A 25,811-nucleotide genomic window follows, 5' to 3' on the forward strand; every position below is an offset into this window, starting at 1 on the left:
GGTGTACGTGTTACATCAGGTGAGCGCGCGCGGCCAGCATTGCACGCTCATGCGTACGCCGGGGCCGATGCTGCCGGCGGCGGCAATATCAGGCGCATCGTCGATCTGCAGCGTGAAGTCGTGCACGCGCATCACGGCCGCGACCACGCTCAGGCCCAGCCCGGACCCTGCGATATGCCGCACGGCGTCGCCACGATAAAAGCGCTGGAGCACGGCGGCGCGCTCGGCGGGCGCGATGCCCAGGCCGTTATCGGCAACGGCGAGCAAAGGCCCGAGAGGCGTCGCGCTCAGCGTCACGCTGACGATGCCGCCTTGCGGCGCGAACTTGATCGCATTGTCGATAAGGTTGCTGAAGGCTTCGAACAGCAGCGCGCGGTCGCCGTGAATTTCGCTCACGGCTTCAGTCTGCACGCGCCAGTCGATCTCGCGGCTTTCCGCAAGCGGCTCGTAAAGCTCGGCGAGTTCATCGACCAGCTCGCGCAGATCGACGGTCGCGAAACCACCACGCCGATGCAAGGTGCCGATCTCGGAGATGCGCAGCATCGCGCGAAAACGTTCGAGCAGCTGGCCGGTTTCGGTGCGCGCGCGCTCCATCATGTCGGCGCCTTCGGCGTCGGCGCGCAGGCTCTCGCGCTCGGCGATGCGCGCGAGCAGTGTGTGCAGATGCACGAGCGGCGTGCGCAGGTCGTGCGCAATGCCATCGCATGCGCCCTTGACTTCGCCCATCAAGCGCTCGACTTCATCGAGCATGTGGTTCACGAGATGCGCGAGCATGTCGAGTTCGTCGTCGCCGCCCACCGGCAGGCGCTGGTCCAGGTCGCCGCGCGCGATGCATTGGGTCACACGGCGGAATTCACGCACGCGGCGAATCTGCCGCAAGCCGAGCGCAAAGCCGCCCGTGGCCGCCGCCAGCAGCGCGAGCACCGCGCCGATCACCAGCGTGCGCACCATGAACTCGCGGATTTCCAGCACATTGGTCATGTCGCGCGCGACCACGAGATGCATGCCGTTGGGCCGCACTTCGCCCATTGCGCGCACGATCGGCGATTGCACGCGGTCGCGCAGCGTGAGCGTATGCCGCAAGGTGCAGCCCACGCGATCGTAGGTGATGCTGGAGGGCGCTTCGAGCAGATCGCCCGCCACGTATTTGCCATCCGCCGTGAACACGCCGTAGTAGTTCACGTGCATGCGTTCATGCTCAAGGCGCTGATAGATCGCGTCGGGCAGTTGGGCGTCGGGAATCGAATCGAAGTAGATGAGCTGCCAGCTCATGATCGAATCGGTATCGCGCTCGATCGAGCGGCTGGCGCTCCATGCGATAAAGCCCACAAGCAGCGTCAGGACTACGCCGAACAGCGCTGTGTAGGCGCATAGCCAGCGAAACGTGGTGGTATGCCAGCGGCGGCGCGGCAGCGCGGGCGCGCTCAACACATTGGGCGCGGCGGAGGAAGACGGACGGCTCGACACGCGGTTTATCCAAGAATGTAGCCGGAGCCGCGCACTGTCTGGATCAGCGGCGGCACACCCGGCGGATCGATCTTCTTGCGCAGGCGGCCCATATGCACGTCGATCAGGTTGGTGCCCGGATCGAAATGGTAGCCCCAGACGGCTTCGAACAGCATGGTGCGCGTAATGGTCTTGCCCGCATGGCGCATCATGAATTCGAGCACGCGGTATTCGGTGGGCAAGAGCGCGACTTCTTCGCCGTCGCGGCGCACCTTGCGCGAGATGAGATCGAGTTCGAGCGGACCGACGTGCAGCGCCGTTTCGCGCGCAACCGTCGCAGCCTGGCGGCGGCGCAGCAGCACTTCGAGGCGCGCGGTCAGCTCTTCGGGATCGAAGGGTTTGGTGAGGTAGTCGTCGCCGCCTGCGCGCAGGCCGCGCACGCGCTCGTCGACGTCGCCCAGCGCACTGAGCATCAGCACCGGCGTCTGGATGCCGACGGTACGCATCGCAGTGAGAATCGACAGACCGTCGACGCCCGGCAACATCCGGTCGAGCGTAATGGCGTCGTACTCGTCGCTCATGGCGCGCGCCATGCCGTCGCGGCCGTTGTCGACCCAGTCGACCACGAAACCGCGCTGCGTTAGTTCATTGACAATTTCATTGGCTGTGACGGCATCGTCTTCCACCGTCAATACGCGCACCTGACTCATTTCCTCGCACTCCGCCGCGCGTCACCTGCCCGGCCTCTCTCGAAGTGCAAGTTTACCGTCGTGAGGCCGCTGTGCCGCGCCAGCTTTCATGAAATTAATTTTAGGTTTGCAAATGCCTCACACACTTGCAAAGGGCTTACGGTCGGGCTCCGGGCGTTCCAGGCGGCCCTGACGGTTCCGCGCGCAGGTCGAGCTGGTAACCATAGCGGTTAATCGTCTCGATCTGCGTACGCGCGCCGTGGGTGATGAACTTGCGGCGCAGGCGCGAGACCACGAGGTTCACGCTGGACGGTTCGACATCGCCTTTCTCGGGCCACGCGTAGCGGATCAACTGCTCGCGCGCGACGGGCGCGTTGGCGTGGCGCAGCAGGCATTCGACCAGCAGGTACTCGCGCGTGGTGAGCGAGATACGCCGGTCTTCTTCGACCAGGTCGCGCGTGAGCGGGTCCAGTCGCGCGAGGGTAGGGCCGGCCTGGGCGAGCGCGGTGCGGCGCAGGGCGAGCATGCGTTCCTGGATTTCGAGCACCGACCAGGGCTGCACGAAGCAGGCGTCCGCGCCGGCGCGCAAGAGGCGCGCGCAGTCGGCGGGCGTCGCACGCGTGAGCGCGATCACGACGGCGGGCGCCTCGGGCAGGCGCGTGAAGGAGGCAAGCGCCTCGCTCAGGCCGTCGTGCGCGTGCGCGCCGCTCGCGCACAGGATCACGGTGTCGAACGATTCGTGCGAGGCGAGGTAGACGGCGTAGTAGAGGTTGTCGGCAACCTCGACGCTATTGAGGCTTTCGCTCAGCGCCTTGTATAGATAGCTCCGCTCCGCGTCGGAGGAGGAGCACAGCAGAACTCTCATTGATAGCGCGTGGTAGTCCGGGCGTGTGAAGACCAGCAGTCGATGGTGACCGTGGTGCCCGTGGTGATTGTTATGGGGTTGTCGACGTCGGCCTGGGTGTTGGCTTTGGCGTTGGCTTTGGCGTCGCTGATCGCAAGACGGAAGTCGTGCAGCCGCAGCACCGCCGCGACGATGCCAAGCCCGAGCCCCGTGCCGGGTATATGGCGGGCCGCGTCGCTGCGGTAGTAGCGTCCCAGCACCGCGCTGCGCTCCTCAGGCGCGATGCCTGGGCCGTTGTCCGTGACGCTGAACTGCGCGCCCAGCGGCGTCGTGTGGAGCGCAACACGTACCAGGCCGCCTTGCGGGGCGAACTTGATGGCGTTGTCGAGCAGGTTACTGAAGGCTTCGAACAGCAGCGCGCGGTCGGCGTGGATCGGGGCGGGTTCGAGCGGCTGCCCGCTCGGGTCGAAGCCTTGATCGATGCGCAGGTCGATCTGCCGGTCTTCCGCGAGCGGGGCGTAGAGGTCGCACAGTTCGGCCACCAGATCGGGCAGCGCGACCTGCGCGAACGCGCTGCGCCGCTTGATCGCGCCGATCTCCGAGATGCGCAGCAGCGCGGAAAAGCGTTCGAGGACCGTGTCGGCCTCGTCACGCGCGCTCTCGATCAGGCCGGCCACGGCGGGCTCGCCGCGCCGCTGCAGGGTGTCGGCGGCGTGCGAGAGACGCAGGCGCAGCCGCGTAAGCGGCGTGCGCAGGTCGTGGGCGATGCCGTCGCAGGCGCTCTTGACCTCGCCAATCAGGCGTTCCACTTCATCGAGCATGCGGTTGACCAGATCGGCCAGCATGTCGAGTTCGTCGCGACCGACCACGGGCAGACGCTCGCCGAGTTCGCCGTCGGCAATGCGTGCGGTCGCACGCCGGATCTGGGCGACGCGGCGGATCTGCCGCATGCTCAGCAGCAGTCCCGCGCACAGACTGCCGCACAGGCACAGCAGGCCGCCGCCGAACAACGCCTTGAGCAGTTCGCCGTGAACGTGGCGCACGTCCGAGAGCGTGCGCGCCACGACGAGGCGCGAGCCATCGGCGCGGATTTCGCCCATCGCACGCAGTCCCGTCCGGGAAGCGGGCGTGACGCCGGTATCGATGAGCAGCGTCTGGCCGCTTGCGCGCTCGTGCGAGCGGCCCCAGGGGTCGAGCGCGAGGCCTGGGGGCAGCGTGTGGATGTCACCGGCCAGCCAGTGGCCGTCGGCGCTAAATAGGCCGTAGAAGTTCTGCTGGCGGTTTTCGCGGTGCAGGCGGGCATTGATGGCGGCGCCGAGCGTCGCATCGTCACGCGAATCGAAATAGCGCAGTTGCCAGCGCAGGCCGCTATCGGTCTCGCGCAGCATCGCGTGGGTCACCGAATATTCGATGAAGCCGAGCAGCACCATAAAGGACACCGAGAACACCGCGGCGTAGGCGGCGAACCAGCGGAAGGTCGTGGTCTTCCAGCGCTCGTGGCCAAGGCCGCCGGACGGGATACGAGCCAGTCCGGCGTCGCGCGACGCATGCGCTTCGCTTGCCTCGGCGGCTTCCGCCGCGTCCGGCACGAAAGCCCCCAGGCGACCGGCGACCCAGCCGGGCAAATTCATGGCGTGCCTCGAGCCGGGTGCTCGCGCAACTGCGTGGCGGTTTCGCTGACTGACATGGTTTCCTCGATGACCTTCCTCGATGCGTTTCCTCGTTGGACGGATGAGCGCCATGATTGCGCGCGTGCCCGGCCATGATAGGGGTGGGCGTCTGCCCAAACGGCATCACGGCGATGAAGAGCGGGTCATGTTCTTACCGTCGGTTGACGCGAACCTGACAGTTTGTCAATTCGGGATGACGCGAGGCGGGCGTCCTGGATGGATGCAGCGGCATCGATCCGCGGTTTCTATGAAGGTTCTTTCATGCTGGTGAGCGTTTCGCGCATCGACAGCATGCTTATTCTCGATCTCCGATGGCGTGCCTGCGTTCGTGATGACTGAGGACACGCCCGCCGCGAGCCGGTCGCTACGCCGGCTCTTCATTCATCGATGGATCCGCTGTGGGTCCAGAATAAATCGGAGATCACCATGAAGCGTTGGCTCAGGTTGGTATGGATTCCACTCTTCGGCGCTGCGAGCGCTAGCGCGTTCGCCGGGCCGCATCTGTCGCAGCACGCCTGCCACAGTTATCCCTTCGTGAAACCCGCACACGAGGTCACGCATGGCGAACTCATGCAGGAACTCAAGGATCTGTCCAAGGTGGGTTACGTCGAGCATGCGGTGGACAACGATTACCCGTCCGACCTGGAAGCCGCCCAGCAGCGTCTGGGCACGCTTTATCAGCATGATTGCCTCGCCCATCAGACCGCGGCAACCGTGGCGCCTGGTATGCAGGCCACGGTTCAGGCCGGAAATCAGATCCATTAATGCCCGCTTCGCTAGCTTCGCAAGGTCACCGCAGATAGGTGTTGCGGTGCACCTTCGTGAGCATGATTTGCCGGTTTCCCATTTCCGGTGACCTTTCGTGGGTAACGCGATATGGGAACCGGTGACCTTTCCTGGGTTTACCCCAAGCCCTTGAATTCAACCTCTGCACGGCGTCCAGAAGTGGTGTTCAGACGGATTTGAGGTTACCTGACGCCAGGTGTCTGAAGCGCCACGCCTGTTTTGCAGGTCGATCGGCGGTCCCATAGCCGGATACCTATGTCACATTAGTTTCTCCCATATTTTGTGACCATATAGCGCTCAATGTATAAAAATCAGAAGCTTAGCGCGTTAACTCAATGTGATTTCCTGGGTATTTCGCTATAGGTAGCTCGTAGTGGGAGCCACATGCGCGTGGATTACCCTTTAGGTCACCACTCATGGGATACGGCATGTTGGTGACCACTTACATCCATTAGGGTCCCGGTTTTGGGAGACCTCTTTCTTGCCGGACGCGTAGTTTGAGTGTTTACCAAATACGCTTTAGAACCTTTAGTAAACCTTTAGGAGGCTGGAAGCCTTGCTGGACAAGGGTTTGCGGCCGATTTGGTGACGTCTTATGGGGCTTCAGGTACCGGGTATGGGAGCCCGAGGCTGTGGATATGGGATTTCGGTACCCGTAGATGGGGACCTGGGGCTGTGGATATGGGAAAAAGGTCGCCCGGTATGGGAAAAATTGCCGAAATGGCCTGAGGTTCCCGGTTATGGGAAGCCCTGTAGGTAGCGGATTATGGGTTCTGGAAAGCCTGTTTGAGGTCGATCCGCGATGATTTTTGCCTTCAGTGGTAACCCGTTATGGGGAATAACGTAGGTAACGTCTTATGGTGGCTCTGCTCATCACATGCCGGAGGTAGCCGGCCAGCCCGGTCGAGGCGACTTCACGCGAAGACTTGATACGCGGACATCGGCAGTTTGCTGGGTAACAAGTTATGGGGAGCCTCAAAGGTAACTGGCTATGGTGGTCTATCGGTACATGCTTCCTGAAACCCCCTTGAAACCGGGCGATTAAAGGTTTCCATTTATGGGATCACCTCAAGGTCACCGCGCATGGGAGGATTTTGGGGCTTCAGGCGATGGGATGCGTGAAGCGCCCAGATCGGCAATAAATCCCATAGGCGGGTACCTGTGGGTAACTATAGTGTGAGTGAGTGCTCACATAAGTGGCTAAAGGTGACCAGTTATGGGTGATTTTTAGCGGCGGCGCGGGCTAAAGGTCACGCGTTATGGGCTGCTTTGGCAAGCGTCATGTCGTGGATGGGCGCCCTGCTCCCGCTGTGCGAGCCAGCCACGGCGGCTTCGCCTGTCAATCTTCTGGCTGTTGGTGTCGCGCCCGCGCACTGACATATCGGCACGCTTGAGTCACCTGGTCGCTTGGTATACAGTTACCAACCGACCAGGTTTCCTTTTACGTGGGTCATATGGCAAGAAAAAAGGCCGACGCCGGCGACGCCGACAAGCAAGGCGCACTCGTATTCCAGCAAGGCCAGCCCCCCGATCTGTTCCGCAAAGCGGTTCCCGCGATTCACATCGCGCCGAAATCCGGATCGATCAGCCTTCAGCAACGCAAGATGTTCAGCTCCCTGATCAAGAACGCGATCCGCCAGGATTCGCTCGAGCAAGGTCGCTCGTCGTTCGAGATCACGATTTCCGCCCTCTCGCAGGACGTCGATCTGAACAGCAACAACACTGAGTACGTCAAGGAAACGATCAACTCGCTCATCAGCACGGTCGTTAACTGGGACTACCTCACGCAGGATAAGCGCAGTATCTGGAAGGCTTCGGGTCTGCTCGCGGGCGCCGAACTCGAACGATCGGTGCTGCGATACACGTTCTCCGAACAGATTCGCGGTGAACTGCTGAACCCTGAAATCTACGCGATGATCGACATGCGGATCACGCGTCAATTCAGAAAGGCGCACTCGCTCGCGCTGTGGGAAAACGTCGTCCGCTATGAAGCGGTTGGCGTGACGGCGCGCTTTCCGCTGGCGACGCTGCGCGACCTGATTCTCGGGCAGGACACCTCGGCGCAGTCGTACAAGTTGTACAAGCAGTTCAAGAGCCGCGTGCTGGTGCCCTGTATCAAGGAAGTCAACGAGATCTCGGATCACAACTTCGAGCTGATCGAGCACAAGGTCGGGCGGTCGGTGGTGGCCTTGCAGTTCCGCGTTACCCGTAAGCCTGAAACGGATCCGTCGCAGGAAATGCGCGCCAACGACACCTTGCTGATTGGCGAGATGGCGAAGTTCAGTATTCCGGTCTCGGAAGCGCGGCGCCTGCTCAAGCAATATGGCGACGAAAAGATCCGTATCGCGGTGGCCTACACGGCCGCGCGCGTCGCGCAAAAGAACGCCGCGCCGCTCGCGAATGTCGCGGCGTATTTCCGCAAGGCGCTTATGCAGGGCTATCAACTGCCCGGCGCAACTGCCGCGGCCAGTGCGAATGCCGATGCGGGCAAGGCGCGCGAAAGTCAGGATCAGGTGCAGGACCGTTACATCGCCGCGAAGATCGCCGAGGCGCGCTCGTATTTCAACGAACTCGAATACGACGACCAGACGGCGCTCATCAAGCGCTACAACGAGACGGTCGGCATGGACAAGCTCAAGGTGTCGACTTCGAAGGTGCCGAGCAAGATGGCCTCGACGAACTTCTTCCGTTGGGTCGTGCTGGACACCTGGGGACAACCGACGGCCGCCGACCTGCTCGAGTTTCTGCTGAGTGGACAGCAGGCGCCCGCAGGCGATGCGCAAGGAGCGGTAGGGGACGTCGAACTGGCGTTCAAGTCGCGCGAAGAATAAAGCGCGAAACGCCCTTCTAGCGAAATTTGCCGATTATAAAAACATAGGTAAATTTCGCTTTATCTATTTTCTGCATTCTTCGGGATGGTGCTAGGTTTGTGAAGTTTGGCACTCTCCCGATGTCTTCTTCCCTGACTCGCTTCAATGCGAGCTACGGTTCGGTTCCTTCTTTCGTGTTCTGTTGGTTGATGGGGATCTCCACGTGGAGATTGTCGTGATCCTGTTCCGCGCGGATGGTTTTTCGCGCTGAGGGCATCGATATTTGGATGTGTGCGCGGTGTGCTGAACTCACTCCGACTCCTGCTTGCTTCCTGAGTAATCGGCATTCAGCTGGCAGCTGGGATCGTCTGTCCGATTCTGCGGTGATAGGCGGAGACGAATCGATTGCTCGACGTCTTCACGTGGAGATTCCCTGCACAGCGCTTCACAATTCAGCCAAAACAACCGTCACTGGTTTAGTGATGACGTGATACAGACACTCTCCACGTGGAGAGTGTCTGACTCAATCCGCCTCCTAAACTGACTCGTTGAATGATCACTCTGCCGTTCGATCCAGGAATAAATCACTACGATTGCCTTTGCCGTTCCATGAATATTTCGCCGATCTTGCAACTCTCCACGTGGAGACGATAGGTAGATCGCTGTAGCCAAAAGTATCATCGCGCTCGCAACTATTCCGCTTTCAGTCAAACCTGCTATTCATCTGCCAGAAAAAGAGCGAAGAGGGGAGGGGTAGCAGATCCCAATGCGACTAGATGGATTCTCCACGTGAAGAGTGACGTGGAAAGATAGATGCGAAAACCGCTCCTTGGCTTCCCGCACCCTCATTAAGTTCGCGGTTTCCCCTAGCCAAATGGCTATTTGGTGGTCAACCAGCAACGATTTCAGCGCTAAAGCTAGAATTTACTTTAACTAGACGCTAGACTGCCAGTTGACTCAATGGAGGGTCTCCACGTGGAGAGTGCGCGTGAAGATTTCTCCACCGTTGAACACTGCATGGAGAACCGAATGGGACTGGTCATCGCTGTAGCGAACCAAAAGGGCGGGGTAGGCAAGACGACCACCAGCATGAATCTGGCCGGTGCGTTTCAGTCCGAAGGCTATAAGGTCTATGTCGCCGATGCCGACGGTCAGCAATCGTGCATGAGCTGGTGCGCCGCCGCTGGACCGGAAACGCCCTTGCCGTTCCGGGTTGGCAGCATCAATAAGCTGGAAAAGATGATTGGTCCGGAAATCGCTGCCTTGGCGAACGACTACGATGTCGTGATTGTCGATTGCCCGCCGAATATCAATGACCTCACAACGGCGCGTGTTCTCGCCGTCGCCGATGCCACCGTTATCCCAACCGACGCGTCTCCAATCGATATCTGGAGTAGCGAAGGAATGATGGAACTGGTCGAGCGCACGCGTGTTGCAAATCCCGCTGGAAAATTCGCAATTTTGCTGAATAAGTCTAATTCGAAGACATTGCTGCACACGCAAATGAGTGCGATCCTGGCGGAAAGTAATGTACGCGTGCTGGCTTCGACGGTGAAGCAACGCGAGCTGTATCGCCAGGCTGCAGCGCTCGGTCGGACCGTCTTCGACGTTAAAGGCGTGCGTGGCGTGAAGGTGGCCAAGGACGAAATCGCAGCGGTCTACAACGAAATCATCGCGCTCGTGCAGGAAGAGGAGGAGGTCGTCGATGGCAACTAAGCTGAATTTCACCAGCAAGGTTCGCGCGGGCATGGCCGTCGAGCGCGCCTCGGCGGAAGAGAGACTCGCCGATGGCGACGTAGTCGGTATTGCGCAGCGAGATGCAGCCGTGGTCACGCTGGCTGAAGTTGCGCCTGCCGCCGTGCCGGTTGAATCAGCGCCCATTGCACCTGTTGCATCGATCGCACCGGTTGCGTCTGTTGCGCCGGCCAGCGCAACGACTCACGCCGTCGCGCGTATTCCGGTTGAAGACGTTGTCTCGAATCCGTATAACCCGCGTGCGTTCTATAGCGCGGAAACGATCGACGAGCTCGCCGACAGCTTCGACAAGCAAGGCCAGATCACGCCGATTCTCGTGACCCGGCTCGCGGAATTTCCCGGCAAGTATGTGATCGTCGATGGCGAGCGTCGTATTCGAGCGGCGCGCTCGCGCGGCGATAAGCATATCGATGCCGATGTCCGCGACGGCCTCGATAATCAGAACCTCTATCTGCGCGCTTACCATGCGAACAAGGAGCGCGAAGAGCAGACGGTGTTCGACGACGCGCTTGCGTGGAAAAAGCTCCTCGACGATGGCGTGTACGTAGATCAGGTCGAACTGGGCGTCGCCGTGAGCGAAGATCCTAAGCACATCAGCAAGGTGATTTCGCTGACTTCGCTGCCGCCGTATCTTCTGCAACGGATGGCGCAGAACCGCAAGGACGTCGGCCTCGGTCACGCCTACAACATCAAGTTGATTTTCGATCGCGCTGGCGCGACCGTCGCCGAACACTGGCTCGAACAGGTGATCGAAGGGAAGGCGAGCGTGCGTAAGCTCGAAGCCGCTGCGTCGGCTGAAGCCGGTGCTCGCCGCATCGGCCCGCGTCGCACGCATTACCAGTCGCGCGTTCAATTCAATCGTCCGGATGGCGTTGCGCTCGGGGAACTGAAACTTTTCGGCGACGGCCGCGCTGAATTGAATCTGAAGGGTATTGCTGCAGCCGATCAGCAGCGTCTGGCCGAGCGCATGAAAGCTGTGATTGACGAGTGGGCTGCTGAGATGGAAACAACGTCGGCAAACTAGTGCGCAGAAGCGCTAGTCGCAGCGAAGAGGGCAGGGCTCGTCCGGGCGCCTGCCCTTGCTTTTTCGCCCGCGTGGGACACTGCGGCGAGCGGAGGAGGGGCTGGGGTCGAAACCGTGAAACATCGCCGCGGAGAACGGGAGAACGATAAAATCTCGTTGAATCAATGACTTCCGTGCTGAAAGCTAGAATGTTTCACGGGTTCATTCGTTTCCGTAGAGGTTTCCGTGCCCTATATGAGAGCATCAGGCAACTCTTTGCGAAGAGCCTGCAAAATCGTACTATTTGAAATGTAATTCGTAGTTATTAGAACGATTTTCGGCAATGTTGTATGAATTGACAATTCTCGTCAGCTACGCCATGCTTGTAGGAATGAACACGCGCCTCCGTCCGATTACGCTGATTATTATCACCATTCATCGAATGGTGGGTTAGCGTACGTCTGGCAGAAGCGACAACAACCCGCCCCACGAGGCGGGTTTTTTGTTTCCGCTTCCTGGGCTCTACAAGAGACAGCACAGGAGCCGTCATGCAGGTCCAATCAAGCCGTACCGCAGCCGAAACCGAAACTCGCGCAGAAACGCAAGCCGCACAGCAGACCGACTATCTCCGCTTGACGCTCACCGCCCGCGTCTACGACGCCGCCCGCGAGACCGAACTCGAGCGCGCGCCGAATCTGTCGGCGCGTTTGCGCAATACGGTTCTCCTCAAGCGCGAAGATAACCAGCCGGTGTTCTCGTTCAAGCTGCGCGGCGCGTACAACAAGATGGCGCATCTGTCGGCTGAGCAACTGCAGCGTGGCGTGATCACCGCTTCGGCGGGCAATCATGCGCAGGGCGTGGCGCTCTCGGCGGCGCGCCTGGGCGTGAAGGCGGTCATTTGCGTGCCCACGACCACGCCGCAAGTGAAAGTCGATGCTGTGCGCGCTCACGGTGGCGCGACGGTCGAGGTCGTGCAGGCCGGCGAGTCCTATAGCGATGCCTACGCCCACGCCGTGCGCCTTCAGGAAGAACGCGGCCTGACCTTCGTGCATCCCTTCGACGACCCGTACGTGATCGCCGGTCAGGGCACGGTTGCGATGGAAATCCTCAGCAAGCATCAGTCGCCGATCCATGCGATCTTCGTGCCGATCGGCGGTGGCGGTCTGGCTGCCGGTGTGGCCGCCTACGTCAAGGCAGTGCGTCCGGATATCCGTGTGATCGGCGTGCAGACCGACGATTCGTGCGCGATGGCGCAATCGCTCAAGGCGGGCAAGCGTGTGGAGTTGAGCGAAGTGGGTCTGTTCTCGGACGGCACGGCTGTGAAACTGGTGGGCGAAGAAACCTTCCGCCTCTGCCAGGAATATCTGGATGACGTACTCACGGTGGACACCGACGCGCTCTGCGCCGCGATCAAGGACGTCTTCCAGGACACGCGCAGCGTGCTTGAACCCGCAGGCGCACTGGCCGTGGCGGGCGCAAAGCAGTACGCCGAACGCGAAGGCATCGACGGCAAGACGCTGATTGCGATCACCTCGGGCGCGAACATGAACTTCGACCGCATGCGCTTCGTGGCCGAACGCGCCGAAGTGGGTGAGGCGCGTGAAGCGGTCTTCGCGGTGACGATTCCCGAAGAGCGCGGCAGCTTCAAGCGCTTCTGCGAACTGGTCGGCACGCGCAGCGTCACCGAATTCAACTACCGCATCGACGACGCCGAGCGCGCGCATATTTTTGTGGGCGTGCAGATCCGCAACCGCGGCGAATCGCAGCAGATCGCCTCGACTTTCGTGGAGCACGGCTTCCCGAGCGTCGATCTGACCGGCGACGAACTCTCGAAGCAGCACATCCGTTATATGGTCGGCGGCCGCTCGCCGCTGGCGCATGACGAGCGCCTGTTCCGCTTCGAGTTCCCGGAACGTCCGGGCGCGCTGATGCGTTTCCTCTCGTCGATGGCGCCGAACTGGAACATCAGCCTGTTCCACTACCGCAACCAGGGCGCGGACTATAGCTCGATTCTCGTAGGCATTCAGGTGCCTGCAGCGGAAGACGCCGAGTTCCGCCGCTTCCTCGCGACGCTCGGTTATCCGCATTGGGAAGAGACGCAGAATCCGGCGTATCGACTGTTCCTGAAGTGATCGGGAGCGTGTGATGTATGAGAGATGTCCAGCGTCGATAGGGACATCTCTCAAGCAAAAAATCAAAAAGAAAAATTAGAAAGGAATGCTATTCAATCGAGGCAAGAAATAGCCAATTGAATCGAGCCAGGATGCCAGGAGAAAAATTCAATTTCACGGCAAAATAGCGGTTCAAAATCACTTTCTGCGCTTCAAGACAACTCACCATGAATCTCGCCGATCCCGCCAACATTGCCAGCTGGCATGCACACATTTATTTCGATGCAGACACGCGTGATACCGCCTGGGCGTTGCGCGAAACCATCTCGGCGGAGCTGGGCGACGCCGTGGAAATTGGTCGTTTTCACGAACGTCCAGTGGGTCCGCATCCGATGTGGTCCTATCAGCTTGCTGTGACAAATGAACGGTTTGCCGCCGTATTTGCATGGCTTGTCGTCAATCACGGCAAGCTCGATGTTTTCGTGCATCCGAACACGGGCGACGCATTGCGCGATCATCGCGACGCCGCGGTGTGGATCGGTCATTCGTATGCGCTCAATCTCGCTGCACTCGGCGCTTGATTGCAGAAAAAATAGCAAGTACATCAAAATAAAAGTCAGACGAAAGCCCTCGCATCCGACCTTCAATCCTCAGTCGGATTATCGCTGCAACGAAGTGTAAAAATCCGTTCCAGCCCCCTTTGCATTCCTGCATAATCGCGCGTTTTGCCGGTGTTACCGGTAAAACGTGCCTGTTTTTTCCTCAGCTGTTTTAACTCAAGTTCGTTTGTGTATTGCCGTTAGTCAGGACGCGCAATCAATTTCGCGCAATCGTTTTCTGTAGACGAATTGAAAGCGATTTGCGGATTTTGGGGTCGACAAGACCCGAAGCAGCAAGGGTGGGCGCGCCTGCATCTGGCGGCGGCATATTGGCCGGCGCTGCTTCACGTAGAACCTTTACAAGGCACGATATGCGGTTTTCCAAATTCAGATTCGAAGCGGTTGCGGTGCTCGCAACCGCCTTGCTCGCAGCTTGCGGCGGTGGTGGTGGCGGCTCGTCCGGCAGTTCGGGCAGCACGTCGACCGGCAATTCGTCGAACGGCAGCAGCAACACGGCGCAGGCCGCCACGACCACCACGACGACTTCGCAGTCCAACGTGTCCGCCAACAGCGCGATCCTGATCACGCCGGCCTCGAACCTCACCGCGTTGCCGAGCGCGAGCGGCAACGCCAGCGCCGACGGCACGGCCTACATCAACGCGATGCGCAAGAACGTCGGCCTCTCGGCGCTGCCGAGCAATGCCGGACTGGTGACCGCTTCCAGCGATCACGCGACCTATCTCGTCGACAACCAGGCCTACGGTCACACCGAAACGGCGGGCAACACCGGCTTCACGGGCGCTGATCCGCAAACGCGTATTGAGGCTGAAGGCAGCTTCACGATGATGGGCGAAGTGGTCGTGGCCGGCCAGCCGGCGGCGTTCAGCGACAGCGTGTCGCCGGTCGAAACGCTGTTCGACGCGCCCTTCCACCGCATCGTCATGCTCGACGATTTCACGTCGATGGGCGTGGGCTACATGGCCAACTCGAACTGGGAGGCGTTCAACATCGACTTCGGTTCGACCAGCGCCGATACGCTCGCGGCCACCTCGCTCGTCGCTTACCCGTATCCGGGCGAGCAGGGCGTGCCGACCAGCTGGTTCGCCAATGAAGATCCGAACCCGTTCGCCAGCGCAACGCAGTACGAGATGACCACGGTCGGTTATCCGGTGACGATCCAGAGCGCGTTTGGCTCCACGCTGAGCAACTTGAGCTTCACGATCACGGCGACCAACGGCACCAACATTCCGTGTCTCGCGCAGACGCCGCAGACCACGCCGAGCGAATTGTCGAATGCCGCGCTGTGCGCACCGTATTCGCCGCTTGCGGCCAGCACCACCTACACGGTGCGCGTGACCGGCACGCTGACCGATGCGTCGAGCCAGACGCATGCAATCAATGTGGGCTGGACGTTCACGACGGCTGCGTCGGGCGTGGCGCACAACTCGACGCAAGGGCTGACGAATCGTCCGCTGCCGAAGTTCTGATCGGCAAATAAATCGCTGGCTGAAATGCAAAGGGGCCGCAGTCGACACTGCGGCCCCTTTTGTTTTGTGCGGATTTTGTGCGGGCTTTGCGCGCCATGCACGCTATTCAGAGTGCGGCGAATCGTCGCGATTGCCCATCATCATCAATGTCCGAACGACTCCTTGGGCGCATCCGATGACGCTTCCATGACGTGCGGTCGAGCGGCCTGTTTCACGAGCAGCGCCGCGCACGCGACCAGACCCGCCACGGCGATCGTCGCAAAGATGCCCGCGAACGAAAAATGCCGACGCGCCAGTTCGGCGACCAGAAACGAGCCGGCAATCCCGCCAAAACGCCCGATCCCCAACATCCAGGCAACGCCCGTGCCGCGGCCCGAGGTCGGATAAAACGCCGCGGCGAGCGCGGGCATCGACGATTGCGCCGTGTTCATCAGCACGCCCGCAGCGAACACCACCAGCACCAGCGCGCCCACATTGCCCACGGCCTGGCCGATCAGCCAGACGGACAGCGCCGTCAATGCATAACAGGCGGCGATGATGCGGTTGGCGTTGAAGCGGTCCATCAGCACGCCGCACAGCACCGCGCCGATGCCGCCGAGCGGGAACAGCGCCGCGATCAGCGTCGCGCGTGCGGGCGGGAGGCCCGCGTCCTTGAGCAGCAACGGCATCCAGTTGATCGACGCATAGAAGATCACGAGGCCCATGAAATACGCGATCCACAGCATCAGCGAACCGACCAGGTAGCGGCCCGACAACACCACGCCAATGCCCTTGCCGTCGGCGTGAGGCGCGGTTTCGGTCATGGTGAACGACTGCGCTGCGGCGGCATCGGCGGAAATACGCGCGAGCGCGGCGCGGATGCGTTCCACCGGTTTGGCGTTGGCGACCATATAGCGCACCGATTCCGGCATGCGCAGGGCGAGCGGAATCGCCAGTACGAGCGGCGTGACGCCGCCCAGCAGCAACACGCTGCGCCAGCCGAAGTGGGGAATCATCCACGCCGCGAGAAAGCCGCCGAACGCCGCACCCAGCGGAAAGCCGCAGAACATCAGATTGATGATGGTGGCGCGGCGATTGTCGGGGCAGTACTCGCCCATCATCGTGACGGCGTTCGGCATGGCCGCGCCCAGACCCACGCCCGTGATGAAGCGCATCCAGACCAGATGGTCGATGCTGTCCGCGAATGCCGACGCGAAACAGGCTACGCCGAACACCAGCACCGAACCGAGCAGCATGGCGCGGCGGCCCAGCCGGTCGGAGAGCGGGCCGGAAGCGAGCGCGCCAAAGGCGAGCCCGAACAGGGCCGCGCTCAACACCGGCGCAAGCGCAGGCTTGGCAAGTCCCCACTCGCCGAGCAGCGAGGGCGCGATGAAACCGATGGCCGCCGTATCGAACCCGTCGAGCAGCACGATGGCGAAGCACATCAGAAAGATGAACCACTGGAACGGCGAAAACGGATGCTCGTTGATGAACGTCTGGACGTTGACGGCACTGCGGCTCATGAAAGGTCTCTCCATTGTCTTATGCAGGTTCGCAAATAGCGCACACAAATTCGCTATACGAACTCTGGATGCCATCCTACCCGTCTATAAGCGGGCGCGATATCGGGGAGATTCTTGAGTGCATCCGCGTCGGTGCGAGGCGCGTATCTTCGATAGAACATGCCGTGTGGCGGCGTGTCGAAGTTGTACGTTGCCAGGCCTCACTGGCCCGAATGCGGGTCTGAAGGAGATCGACGTGAAGAACCGGACGTGGTTTTCAATGACGCGCGCGGGCGCGCTGGCTTTGACGGTGGCGGTGGTGGCGGGGCTGCCCGCACGGAGCGCGTTGGCGCAGCTTTCGCAGAATGACGACCTGCGCTCGCCGCAGAATAGCCTCGCGCTGATGCCAAACGCGCCGCTCGGCAGTGAATATCCGACGCACGGCAACCGTCAGGCCGGCGAATTGCCGGTCGGGCCCACCGATCCGCGCGGCCAGTTGGCCAACGGCTTGCCGAACAATTCGCAGTCGGGCGGCTATGGTGCGCCGCAGGCGGGCATTCACCCGCCGCAAGGGATGTGAAGCGGGGATGTGAAGCGCCCTTGGGCGATGGCTAGATACGTCCGGGCGTCCAGCTCAACAGCGCTTCCACGCTTTCGCCGGGGGCGAGCGCGGTGCCGCCCACATCGAGACGGCCAGCCAGTCCGTCTAGTTGCAGATTGAGCCAGTCCGTCGTGTTGCTGACCGGCTCGGCGCAAAACCACGGCAGGCCCTGGGCACTGTAGAGCACGAAAAAGTCCAGCGGCGTGCCTGCGCGCAGCGTGAGCCGGCGGCCTTCGTGCGGCCATTCGATCAAGGCCTCGCGGCGCCAGCCCGAGAAGTTGTTGTCGAGATCGAAATCATCGACGATCAGGCCGCTTTCGAGCGCGTCGACGGCGGGGTGCGCGCTGAGCGTGACCGGCAAAACCTCGGCGTCGATCTCCCACATCGCGCGCACGCGGGCGCTCAGGCGCGTGCCGGGCGGCTTCGGATAGTAAGGATGATGGCCGAAGCCGAACGGCATGCTGCGCGAACCCAGGTTTCGCGCCCACAGCCGTATGGACAGCCCCGTTTCGTCGAGCGTGATGTGCTGGCGCGCTTCATAGCTGAATGGCCAGCCCTCGCTTCCGCGCGCCGGCGCCTCGTGCACGAAATGGAGCGTCACGGCATTGGTTTCCTGCGACTCGACGCGCCACGGCCGACGCCAGGCGTGGCCGTGCAGCGCATGGCGCAGCGCACCCGAGCCGCTCGGCAGATCGATCATCTCGCCTTCGAAGCGGAAGCGGCCGTCGCGGATGCGGTTGCAGTACGGCATCAGCGGAAAGCTCGCCATGCCGAGCGGGTCGCGCGCGTCGAGCGCGGCCCGCGTTGCGGGGCGCAGCCAGTGCTGTGCGCTGCCGGTGGGATCGTCCTCGTCGTACCAGGCGGCGATCGAGCCGCCCACGTGCGGCGCGATCAGTGCGCGCGAGCGCCCGTGCGCCAGCGAGACAAGTTGGCCATCGTCGAGCGCGGCGGCATCGAAGGACGGAGCGGACAGGGAGCGGGGCGTCGGGGCGGCGTTCAAAGGCGCAATCTCCGGTGGCTCAAGAATATTACTAATAAAAGATAATATAGACCGGAAAGTGCCCGTTGACGTTGCGGCCGAATGCCGATTTACGCCAATTGTTCGGTAAAAATATTAGTGCTACGCTTCGGCCCACCAGCGCCCGCCCGGTAATTCCGGCATCTGGCCGTTCCACTGCCGCCGGGCCGCGCAAGCTCATACCCATCCGATGAAAAAATCGACCCAGCGCCGCCCGACCATGACCGACATCGCCAAGGCCGCGGGCGTGTCGCAATCGACGGTCTCGCTCGTCCTCAACGGTGCAGTCGGCGCCAAGCTGTCCGAGGCCACGCGCGACAAGGTCCACGAAGTCGCGCAGTCGCTCGGCTACCAGTTGCCCGTGCGCGCGGCCCAGCCGCCTGCGCCGGCGGGCGATCGCAATCTGATCGTCTATATCGCCGATGAGATCTCCACCAGCCCGCACCCGGTCGTGAGCATCGACGGCGCGCGCGATGCCGCATGGAATGCAGGCTGCGTGCTCGCGGTGTTCTCGACCCACGGCAACGCGCAGATGGAGCAGCGCGTGCTGCAGACGCTCGCGATGCCCAACGTGCTCGGCGTGATCTACGCCACGGTCTATACGCGCAAGGTCACCGTGCCGCCCGCCTTGCTCAAGGTGCCCGCGGTCCTGCTCAACTGCTACGCCGCGGATCACGCGCTGTCGTCGGTCGTGCCGGCCGAAGTCGCGGGCGGCCATACGGCGACGGAATATCTGATCGAGGCGGGACACCGGCGCATCGGCTTCATCAATGGCGAGACCTGGCAGGATGCGGCGAAGGACCGCCTCAAGGGCTATCGGCAGGCGCTGGCCACCTCCGATCTGCTGTTCGATCCGCGCCTCGTACGTGATGGCGACTGGAGCCCGGACAAGGGTTTCGAGCTGACGCTGTCGCTGATGCGCGAACCGAATCCGCCCACGGCGATCTTCTGCGCCAACGATCTGATGGCGATTGGTGCGATCGAAGCGCTCAAGCAGCTTGGCCTGCGCGTGCCGGAGGACGTCTCCGTGATGGGCTACGACGATCAGGAAATTGCCCGCCACACGCATCCGCCGCTCTCCACCGTGGTCCTGCCGAACTATGAACTGGGCCGCTGGGCCGTCGATACGCTGTTGCAGGAGGAGCAGAACCGCAGCGCCGGCGCGCCGGTGCGGCATCGCACCGTGAAGCTCGACGGACCGCTGATCGAGCGCGCTTCGGTCTGCGCACCTAATCCCGCCGCCCCCGTGAATACCCTCATTAATATCTCTTAAAACTGGCTGGTAATATTAGTTAGAGCAGTACTCGTAATAAGGTGGTCGATCAATCGGCCACCCGGTAAGAAAGACAAGACAGGAAAGACAACAAAGCCGCGGAAGGGCACAGCCCGTACCGCCAACGTCATTCACCGCTTTGCATGGGGCCGTGCCGAACGCCTGGGCGTCGAGTACGGCCGACAGGAGACAGCCATGCGTCGTCAACGAATCCAGTCCGCTCTCATTGCCGCCGGTTTGTGCGCGGCGCTTGCCGCCTCCGTATCGGGCAGCGCTTATGCGCAATCCGATTCCGGCGCGCAGAAAGTCCAGTCGAATTCCAGCGAAACCTGCACCAATCCCAAACCCGGCGGCAAAAAGCTGAGCGATATGGTGGTGGGTTTCTCGCAGTCGGAGAACGAACAGAACCCGTTCCGCGCGACTGAAACGGCGTCGGTGCGCGAGGCGGCCAAAGCGGCCGGCGTCAAGCGCCTGCTGTATACGAATGCGAACGCCAATCAGGCCAAGCAGGTCGCCGATATCGAAAGCATGATCAACCAGGGCGCCGAAGCGCTCATCATCGCGCCGAACGATTCCACCGGCCTGCAGCCCGCTTTCGCGCAGGCGCGCGCCAAGGGTATTCCGGTTGTGACGATCGATCGTCTGACGGCGGGCACCTTCTGCCAGGACTACATCACCTTCCTGGGCTCGGATTTTTACAAGCAGGGCGAGCGCGCAGCCAAGGCGCTTGCTGATGCGACCGGCGGCAACGCTGTCATCGCCGAAATCCAGGGCGGTTACGGCAACACGGTCGAAAGCCAGCGTACCGATGGCTTCGCCGCTGGCCTCAAGGCCTACCCGAACATGAAGATCGCCGCCGCGCAGACGGCCAACTGGTCCACCACCGAGGCGCAGAAGGTGATGGAGCAGATCCTGCTCGCGCATCCGGACGTCAACGCCGTCTACACGCACGCCGACACCATGACGGTTGGCGCGATCACGGCGCTGCGGCAGGCGGGCAAGCTCAAGGGCGTGAAGATCGTGTCGATCGACGGCACCAAGGAAATCGTCACCGATATCGATCAGGGCATCGTGTCCGCCGACGTCGAGACGAATCCGCGCTTCGGGCCGCTGGCGTTCAAGTCGCTGGAAGACTGGATCGCGGGCAAACCGGTGCCGCAAAAGCAGATCATGGACGATGCGCTGTTCGACAAGTCGAACGCGAAGTCGTCGCTGGCGGCCGGCAAGGTCTATTGATCGACAGGCCACAAGCGAGGCAAGCACGATGAGCACGCAGCGCGACGCATCCCCTTCCAACGCTGAACCGCGCGTCGTGCTGGAGACGCGCGGCGTGTCGAAAACCTTCGGCGTGGTGCGCGCGCTGCGCGACGTCTCGCTGACCTTGCGCGCGGGCGAAGTGCATGGGCTCGTCGGCGAGAACGGCGCGGGCAAATCGACGCTCATCAAGGTGCTGACGGGTTTTCATCAGCCCGATGTCGGCACGTTGACGCTCGATGGCGCTCCGGTGTCGTTCGACAGTCCGCGCGCCGCGCAAAGCGCGGGTGTGTGCGCCGTGTATCAGGAGATCAACCTGATTCCCGAGCGCAGCGTCGCCGACAACATCTTTCTGTGTCACGAGCCAAAACGATTCGGCATCCTGACGGATCGCAGGCGCATGCTCGATGGCGCTGCGGAAATCGTGCAGCGCTATCGGCTCAATGTCGATCCGGCGGCGAAGCTGGGCACGCTGGGACTCGGCGCGCAGCAGATGGTGGCGATTGCGCGCGGGGTGTCGCTGGGCGCGCGCGTACTGATTCTCGACGAACCGACTTCGGCGCTCACCAGCGCGGAAGTGGACGTGCTGTTCGAGGTCGTGGACCGGCTGCGCGCGGAAGGCATCGCGCTGCTTTTCGTGAGCCATCGGCTCTCCGAGTGCTACCGGCTGTGCGACCGCTTTACGGTGATGCGCGACGGCACGGTGGTGCGAACCGGCACGCCGGAGGAACTGCCGCGCGGCGCGCTGATTGCCGCGATGCTCGGTCGTGAGAGCGCGGGCGAGCACGCGTGGACCGATCGCTCGGGCCGCGCCGATGCCAGCGCGGATACGACGCCCGCCCTGCAGGTCGACGGTCTGCAATGGGGCAACCGTGTGCGCGACGTGTCGCTGCGCGTGGCGCCCCGCGAGATCGTGGGTCTGGCCGGCTTGCTCGGCTCGGGCCGCACCGAAACCTTCAAGACGATCTTTGGCGCGCAAAAGGCCGATGCGGGCGATGTGAAGCTCGCCGGCCAGCCGCTTGCACACGCGACGCCCGCGCGCTCGATTGGCCGTGGTCTCGCCTTCCTTTCCGAAGACCGGCGCGCGGAGGGGATTTTCCCGCGGCTGTCGGTGCGCGAGAACATCGTCGCGAGTCTGTTGCCGCGTATCTCGCGGTTCGGCTTTATCTCGCGCGCGAAGGAAGCGCAGGTGGTGAAGGAGGCGATCGCGCGGCTTGGCATCAAGACGGCTGGGCCCAATGCGCTGATCACCACGCTCTCGGGCGGCAATCAGCAGAAGGCGCTGATCGCGCGTTGCCTGTCCACCGAGCCGGGCGTCCTGCTGCTCGACGATCCGACGCGCGGCATCGATGTCGGCGCGAAGGAGGAAGTCCATCGCGTGGTGCAGCAGCTCGCACAGGAAGGGCTGGCGGTGGTGGTCACGTCTTCGGAAATGGAAGAGCTGCTCGCGCTGACCGACCGGCTCGTGATGCTCAACGAAGGCGCAACGCAGGGTGGCATGCCCACGGCGGGCGCCCATCCCGACGACGTGCTCGCCGTGCTGGCGGGACAGGCGACGCAAGGACCGGAGCGCGATGGCGACCAATCTTGAATCCAACGAGGAACGCTTGAGCCCCTCGAATCTCCCCGCGCCGCGCAATCGCGCCGCCTGGCTCACGCTGTTGCGCGAAAACAGTGTGTACTTCGCACTGGCCGCGCTCGTACTGTTCAATCTGGCGGTCACGCCGGGCTTCTCGAATCCGTTCGCGGCGCGCAGCCTCTTGTTCGAAGCCGCGCCGATTGTGCTGATCGCGCTTGGCCAGAATCTGGCGATTGCGACGCGCGGTATCGATTTGTCGGTGGGATCGGTGATGGCGCTGGCGAGTGCGTCGATTGCCGTGTTCCTGCCTTATGGCGTGGGCACGGCGCTGGTGGGCGCCGTCGCGGTGGGCGCGGTGGCCGGCTTGTGCAACGGCGCGCTGGTTGCGCTCCTCGCCATCGATCCGCTGATTTCGGGACTGGCGTTGCTGGTGGCCGCGCGCGGTCTTGCGCAGGCGCTGCTCGGTGGCTCGCGCGTGAATCTGCCCGAAGCGCCGGCGTTCGATCTGCTCGGCGCGGGTGCGCTCGGGCCGGTGCCCGTTGTGATGATGATCGCACTGGCGCTCGCGGTGGTCGTGGCCTTTGTGGTGCGCCGGACGACGTTCGGTCGTTACACCATTCTTGTCGGCGCGAGCCGCAGCGCCGCCTTTCTCGCGGGCATTCCCGTGCGTCGCACGCTGTTCCTCGTCTATGCGGTGAGCGGGACGCTGGCCGGGCTGGCGGGGCTGTTCGCCTCATCGCGGCTGGGCGCGGCCGATCCGAATTATGTGGGCGTGAACTTCGAGCTCGATGCGATTGCGGCCTCCGTGATTGGCGGCACGCCGCTCTCGGGCGGACGGATTTCGATCGTCGGCGCGGTGTTTGGTGTGCTGCTGCTCCAGGTGCTCGACGCGAGCTTCATCATGAACAACATCAGCTTCACTTATGCGCAGATCCTGAAGGCGGTGTTCATCGTCGTCGCGCTGTATCTGCAACGCTCGGGAGGCTGAGGACATGGCGAACGACGTAACCTCCGCCGCGCCGCGTGTGAGCCGACGCGCGCAGATCATCGCGCTCATCCAGTCGCGCGGTGCGATCGGCATGCTCGTGGTGGTCGCGCTCATCGCGGGCTTCGTGTTCCCCGACTTCCTGCGTCCGGCCAATCTCGCCGATATCGTCGCGAACAGCGCCTTTCTGGGCCTGGTCGCCGTGGGGCAGAGCTTGGTGATCATCCTGGGCGGCTTCGATCTGTCGGTTGGATCGATGGTAGGACTCGGCACGGTGCTATCGGCTTACGCTGCGCCGTATGGGTGGGGCGCGGCGATGCTTGCACCAGTCGTGGCGGGCTTCGTTATCGGCATCGTCAACGGCTTGTTGATCGCGCGGGCGCGCATGGCGCCGTTCATCGTGACACTGGCGGCGCTGCTCGGGCTCAAGGGTTTCGCGCTCGTGCTCGCGAGCCAGGATCTGCTGATCGCCAATCCTGGATTCTTTGCGCATATCGCTAATGGTTCGCTGTTGGGCGTCAACAATCTGATCTGGGTGCTGGCGGTGATCTATGCGCTTGGCGCGCTGCTGCTCAATCACACGCGCTTTGGTGCGGCGATCTTCGCGATCGGCGGCAATGAAGAGGCGGCGCGCATGCTCGGCGTGCAGGTGGAGCGCGTGAAGGTGCTGGCGTATGGGTTGTCGGGAGCGCTGGCCGGGTTGTCCGGTGCGTTGCTCGCTTCGCATCTGGATTCTGGGCTCGCGGCGGCGGGGACAGGCTATGAGCTGCAGTCGATTGCGGCGGCGGTAATCGGCGGTGTGTTGCTGACGGGCGGCGTTGGCACGATGGCGGGTCCGCTGGCGGGCGTGCTGCTGCTGGGTGTGATCGACAACGTCATCAATCAGGTGGGGACGCTCAGTCCTTACTATCAGAATCTTGCGAGTGGGGCGTTTTTGCTCGCTGCCGTGATCGTGCAGACGGTGCTGACGGGACGTCGGCACGGCGCTGCGCGTGCGGCGGGTGGCGGGCGCAAAAGCGGCGCGCCGCGTGGTGCGGCGCGGACTTGAGCTTTTGCGTTCGGTTCGTGCCTGGCTTTCCGGCTATGGATGGGAAACGGTCAGCTTGACGTGTGTCGCGCCGTCGGTTTGCGCGGTGATCTCGGTGCGGCTGCCGCGCTCGCCTAGATAGAAGTGCTGTCGCCCCGGAGCGTTGCCGTCGTGCGTGGCGTTCGGCAGGCAAGAAGCGATATCGGCGCCGACGCCTTCGAGCGCGTCCGTGCCCGAGCCAGTAGCGGCGTGGCGCGTGCTCCATGTGCATTGATACGTGCCGTGGGCGGCGGCGCATTGGGCGTCGTCGCTATAGGGCTGGGCGACGGCGCGGCCATCTTCGGGACTCAGTGACGCGAAGTGCTGAGGCGCGGCCGCGACGATGCGTTTGAGTGCTGCGCAGGGGCTTGCACTGTCGTCGGCATGAGCGGCGAGCGTGGCAAGAAACAGAAATGCGGTGGCGATGAGGGCTTTAGCTGGCATGCTGGATTCGCTGCGTGGTTGGCAGCGCCTCGTAGGGTGACGTCCGACTGCTGCAAACGTCGTGCCGGGAACGACGCTTGCAGTGGCTCGACCGGAACCATCACCACGAGGATCGCATCATGACCAGAAAATTCCGATACCCGATGCGCGTGGGCGCAATGCTGGCGGCGACGCTGACGCTGGCGACCGTGGCGTTACCAGGCTACGCCGCCTCGCAGGACGACGAGGACCATGCCTGTCGCGGCGATGCTTTTCACTTCTGCGCGAGCGAGATTCCGAACAAGGAAAAGATCACGGCGTGTATGAAGCAGCACTATGCCGAGCTATCGCCGCCGTGCAAGGCGATGTTCAAGAAACCGCCGAAGGGCGGGGCAAGCTGATAGAGATGAAGGACGGTGGAGGTTGAGGCGCGACAGATGTCGCGCCTTTTTTATTTTGGCCAGCTGCGAGTTTGTGCTTGCGTGTGGAATGCGAGGCAAGCTAAGATTCGCCCCCTTCACTGTTCAGCCTGATCGGCAGCGAAGCCTGCCGCGAGAAACGGCGGGACGCTCCGGCGACATCTTTTCCTGCTTTTAAGCAGCGACCTAAAAAAAGATGTTGACGGATCGGAAAAGAGTCTGCATAATCTCGTTTCTCTGCTGCAGACGCAGCAACGCAGAACCCGCCGGTAGCTGGATCGCTGGTGTGAAGTTCGCGGATCGATCTTTAAAAATTTACAGCCGATAAGTGTGGGCGCTTGATGGTGATGCGGCCCGGTGAGTTCTTCGGAATTGACCGGGAGTGGCAAAAGTATCAAGAGTCTCACACAAAAGTAAGTCAGGTTTTTGAAGTAATTCAACTACCTGTCAGCTTTGAGTGAGCGACCGGTTCGAAAGAACCGAAAACAGTAACAGGTTTGAACTGAAGAGTT

22 protein-coding genes are annotated in these 25,811 nt (G+C 62.2%); 14 read left to right on the forward strand and 8 right to left on the reverse strand.

Going from position 1 to position 25,811, the window contains the following annotated elements; translation table 11 throughout:
- Positions 1-15: 15 nt before the first annotated feature.
- From F3J17_RS21440 to F3J17_RS21455, 4 genes are all read right to left on the reverse strand, one after another.
- Positions 16-1,431, reverse strand: coding sequence for a HAMP domain-containing sensor histidine kinase (locus F3J17_RS21440; protein ID WP_167063412.1), 1,416 nt, complete (start codon positions 1,429-1,431; stop codon positions 16-18).
- Between the two features lie 41 nt (positions 1,432-1,472).
- Complete coding sequence (locus F3J17_RS21445; protein WP_345891228.1) at positions 1,473-2,147, reverse strand: response regulator transcription factor; 675 nt, start codon at positions 2,145-2,147, stop codon at positions 1,473-1,475.
- Between the two features lie 145 nt (positions 2,148-2,292).
- Complete coding sequence (locus tag F3J17_RS21450; RefSeq protein ID WP_167063311.1) at positions 2,293-3,000, reverse strand: response regulator transcription factor; 708 nt, start codon at positions 2,998-3,000, stop codon at positions 2,293-2,295.
- Positions 2,997-4,610 carry a HAMP domain-containing sensor histidine kinase gene (locus F3J17_RS21455; protein ID WP_167063314.1) on the reverse strand — a complete coding sequence of 538 codons (1,614 nt, stop codon included), beginning with the start codon at positions 4,608-4,610 and terminating at the stop codon, positions 2,997-2,999. Before F3J17_RS21455 ends, F3J17_RS21450 begins: the two co-directional genes overlap by 4 nt.
- A gap of 465 nt (positions 4,611-5,075) precedes the next feature.
- Here F3J17_RS21455 and F3J17_RS21460 point away from each other — a divergent pair, with 465 nt between their 5' ends.
- From F3J17_RS21460 to F3J17_RS21485, 6 genes are all read left to right on the forward strand, one after another.
- The gene (locus F3J17_RS21460; protein WP_167063317.1) at positions 5,076-5,414 is read left to right on the forward strand and encodes a DUF4148 domain-containing protein; all 339 of its coding nucleotides are present in this window, start codon (positions 5,076-5,078) and stop codon (positions 5,412-5,414) included.
- A gap of 1,475 nt (positions 5,415-6,889) precedes the next feature.
- Entirely contained in the window at positions 6,890-8,266 is a 1,377-nt protein-coding gene (locus F3J17_RS21465; RefSeq protein ID WP_167063320.1) for a replication initiation protein, read from the forward strand.
- Between the two features lie 1,008 nt (positions 8,267-9,274).
- Complete coding sequence (gene parA / locus F3J17_RS21470) at positions 9,275-9,961, forward strand: ParA family partition ATPase (protein WP_167063323.1); 687 nt, start codon at positions 9,275-9,277, stop codon at positions 9,959-9,961.
- The gene (locus F3J17_RS21475) at positions 9,951-11,024 is read left to right on the forward strand and encodes a ParB/RepB/Spo0J family partition protein (RefSeq protein WP_167063326.1); all 1,074 of its coding nucleotides are present in this window, start codon (positions 9,951-9,953) and stop codon (positions 11,022-11,024) included. The genes parA and F3J17_RS21475 overlap by 11 nt, the downstream gene beginning before the upstream one ends.
- Positions 11,025-11,551: 527 nt before the next feature.
- Positions 11,552-13,135, forward strand: coding sequence for a threonine ammonia-lyase, biosynthetic (gene ilvA, locus F3J17_RS21480; RefSeq protein WP_167063329.1), 1,584 nt, complete (start codon positions 11,552-11,554; stop codon positions 13,133-13,135).
- Between the two features lie 206 nt (positions 13,136-13,341).
- On the forward strand, positions 13,342-13,695 hold the full coding sequence (locus tag F3J17_RS21485) for a DOPA 4,5-dioxygenase family protein (protein ID WP_167063332.1): 354 nt from the start codon (positions 13,342-13,344) through the stop codon (positions 13,693-13,695).
- 235 nt (positions 13,696-13,930) lie between these two features.
- Here F3J17_RS21485 and F3J17_RS21490 read toward each other — a convergent pair whose 3' ends face one another.
- Positions 13,931-14,281: a hypothetical protein gene (locus F3J17_RS21490; protein ID WP_167063335.1), complete on the reverse strand. Its 351-nt coding sequence runs from the start codon at positions 14,279-14,281 to the stop codon at positions 13,931-13,933.
- On the opposite strand from F3J17_RS21490, the gene F3J17_RS21495 reads away from it, so the two are divergent.
- A complete protein-coding gene (locus F3J17_RS21495; RefSeq protein WP_167063338.1) occupies positions 14,271-15,200 on the forward strand; it encodes a CAP domain-containing protein in 930 nt (309 codons plus the stop codon). The two genes, F3J17_RS21490 and F3J17_RS21495, sit on opposite strands and share 11 nt — an antisense overlap.
- Positions 15,201-15,343: 143 nt before the next feature.
- Here F3J17_RS21495 and F3J17_RS21500 read toward each other — a convergent pair whose 3' ends face one another.
- Complete coding sequence (locus F3J17_RS21500; RefSeq protein ID WP_167063341.1) at positions 15,344-16,702, reverse strand: MFS transporter; 1,359 nt, start codon at positions 16,700-16,702, stop codon at positions 15,344-15,346.
- Positions 16,703-16,892: 190 nt separating this feature from the next.
- On the opposite strand from F3J17_RS21500, the gene F3J17_RS21505 reads away from it, so the two are divergent.
- On the forward strand, positions 16,893-17,261 hold the full coding sequence (locus F3J17_RS21505; protein ID WP_240161095.1) for a hypothetical protein: 369 nt from the start codon (positions 16,893-16,895) through the stop codon (positions 17,259-17,261).
- Between the two features lie 31 nt (positions 17,262-17,292).
- On the opposite strand, the gene F3J17_RS21510 is transcribed toward F3J17_RS21505, so the two are convergent.
- Positions 17,293-18,282 carry an aldose 1-epimerase gene (locus F3J17_RS21510; protein WP_345891226.1) on the reverse strand — a complete coding sequence of 330 codons (990 nt, stop codon included), beginning with the start codon at positions 18,280-18,282 and terminating at the stop codon, positions 17,293-17,295.
- Positions 18,283-18,490: 208 nt separating this feature from the next.
- Here F3J17_RS21510 and F3J17_RS21515 point away from each other — a divergent pair, with 208 nt between their 5' ends.
- The 5 genes from F3J17_RS21515 (at position 18,491) to F3J17_RS21535 (ending at position 24,439) form a co-directional block, all read left to right on the forward strand.
- Positions 18,491-19,573, forward strand: coding sequence for a LacI family DNA-binding transcriptional regulator (locus F3J17_RS21515; RefSeq protein WP_167063344.1), 1,083 nt, complete (start codon positions 18,491-18,493; stop codon positions 19,571-19,573).
- A gap of 195 nt (positions 19,574-19,768) precedes the next feature.
- Entirely contained in the window at positions 19,769-20,809 is a 1,041-nt protein-coding gene (locus F3J17_RS21520) for an ABC transporter substrate-binding protein (protein ID WP_167063347.1), read from the forward strand.
- Positions 20,810-20,837: 28 nt separating this feature from the next.
- The gene (locus tag F3J17_RS21525; protein WP_167063350.1) at positions 20,838-22,418 is read left to right on the forward strand and encodes a sugar ABC transporter ATP-binding protein; all 1,581 of its coding nucleotides are present in this window, start codon (positions 20,838-20,840) and stop codon (positions 22,416-22,418) included.
- On the forward strand, positions 22,402-23,394 hold the full coding sequence (locus F3J17_RS21530) for an ABC transporter permease (RefSeq protein ID WP_167063353.1): 993 nt from the start codon (positions 22,402-22,404) through the stop codon (positions 23,392-23,394). The genes F3J17_RS21525 and F3J17_RS21530 overlap by 17 nt, the downstream gene beginning before the upstream one ends.
- 4 nt (positions 23,395-23,398) lie before the next feature.
- The gene (locus tag F3J17_RS21535; protein ID WP_167063356.1) at positions 23,399-24,439 is read left to right on the forward strand and encodes an ABC transporter permease; all 1,041 of its coding nucleotides are present in this window, start codon (positions 23,399-23,401) and stop codon (positions 24,437-24,439) included.
- A gap of 33 nt (positions 24,440-24,472) precedes the next feature.
- Here the strand turns inward: F3J17_RS21535 and F3J17_RS21540 are convergent, their stop codons facing one another.
- Positions 24,473-24,901, reverse strand: a complete 429-nt coding sequence (locus F3J17_RS21540) for a hypothetical protein (protein ID WP_167063359.1) — start codon at positions 24,899-24,901, stop codon at positions 24,473-24,475.
- Positions 24,902-25,059: 158 nt separating this feature from the next.
- Between F3J17_RS21540 and F3J17_RS21545 the strand changes: the two genes are divergently transcribed.
- On the forward strand, positions 25,060-25,281 hold the full coding sequence (locus F3J17_RS21545) for a hypothetical protein (protein ID WP_240161105.1): 222 nt from the start codon (positions 25,060-25,062) through the stop codon (positions 25,279-25,281).
- Positions 25,282-25,811 lie beyond the last annotated feature (530 nt).

Origin of the sequence: Burkholderia sp. Ax-1719 (assembly GCF_011753055.1) — a bacterium.
Lineage (GTDB): Bacteria > Pseudomonadota > Gammaproteobacteria > Burkholderiales > Burkholderiaceae > Paraburkholderia.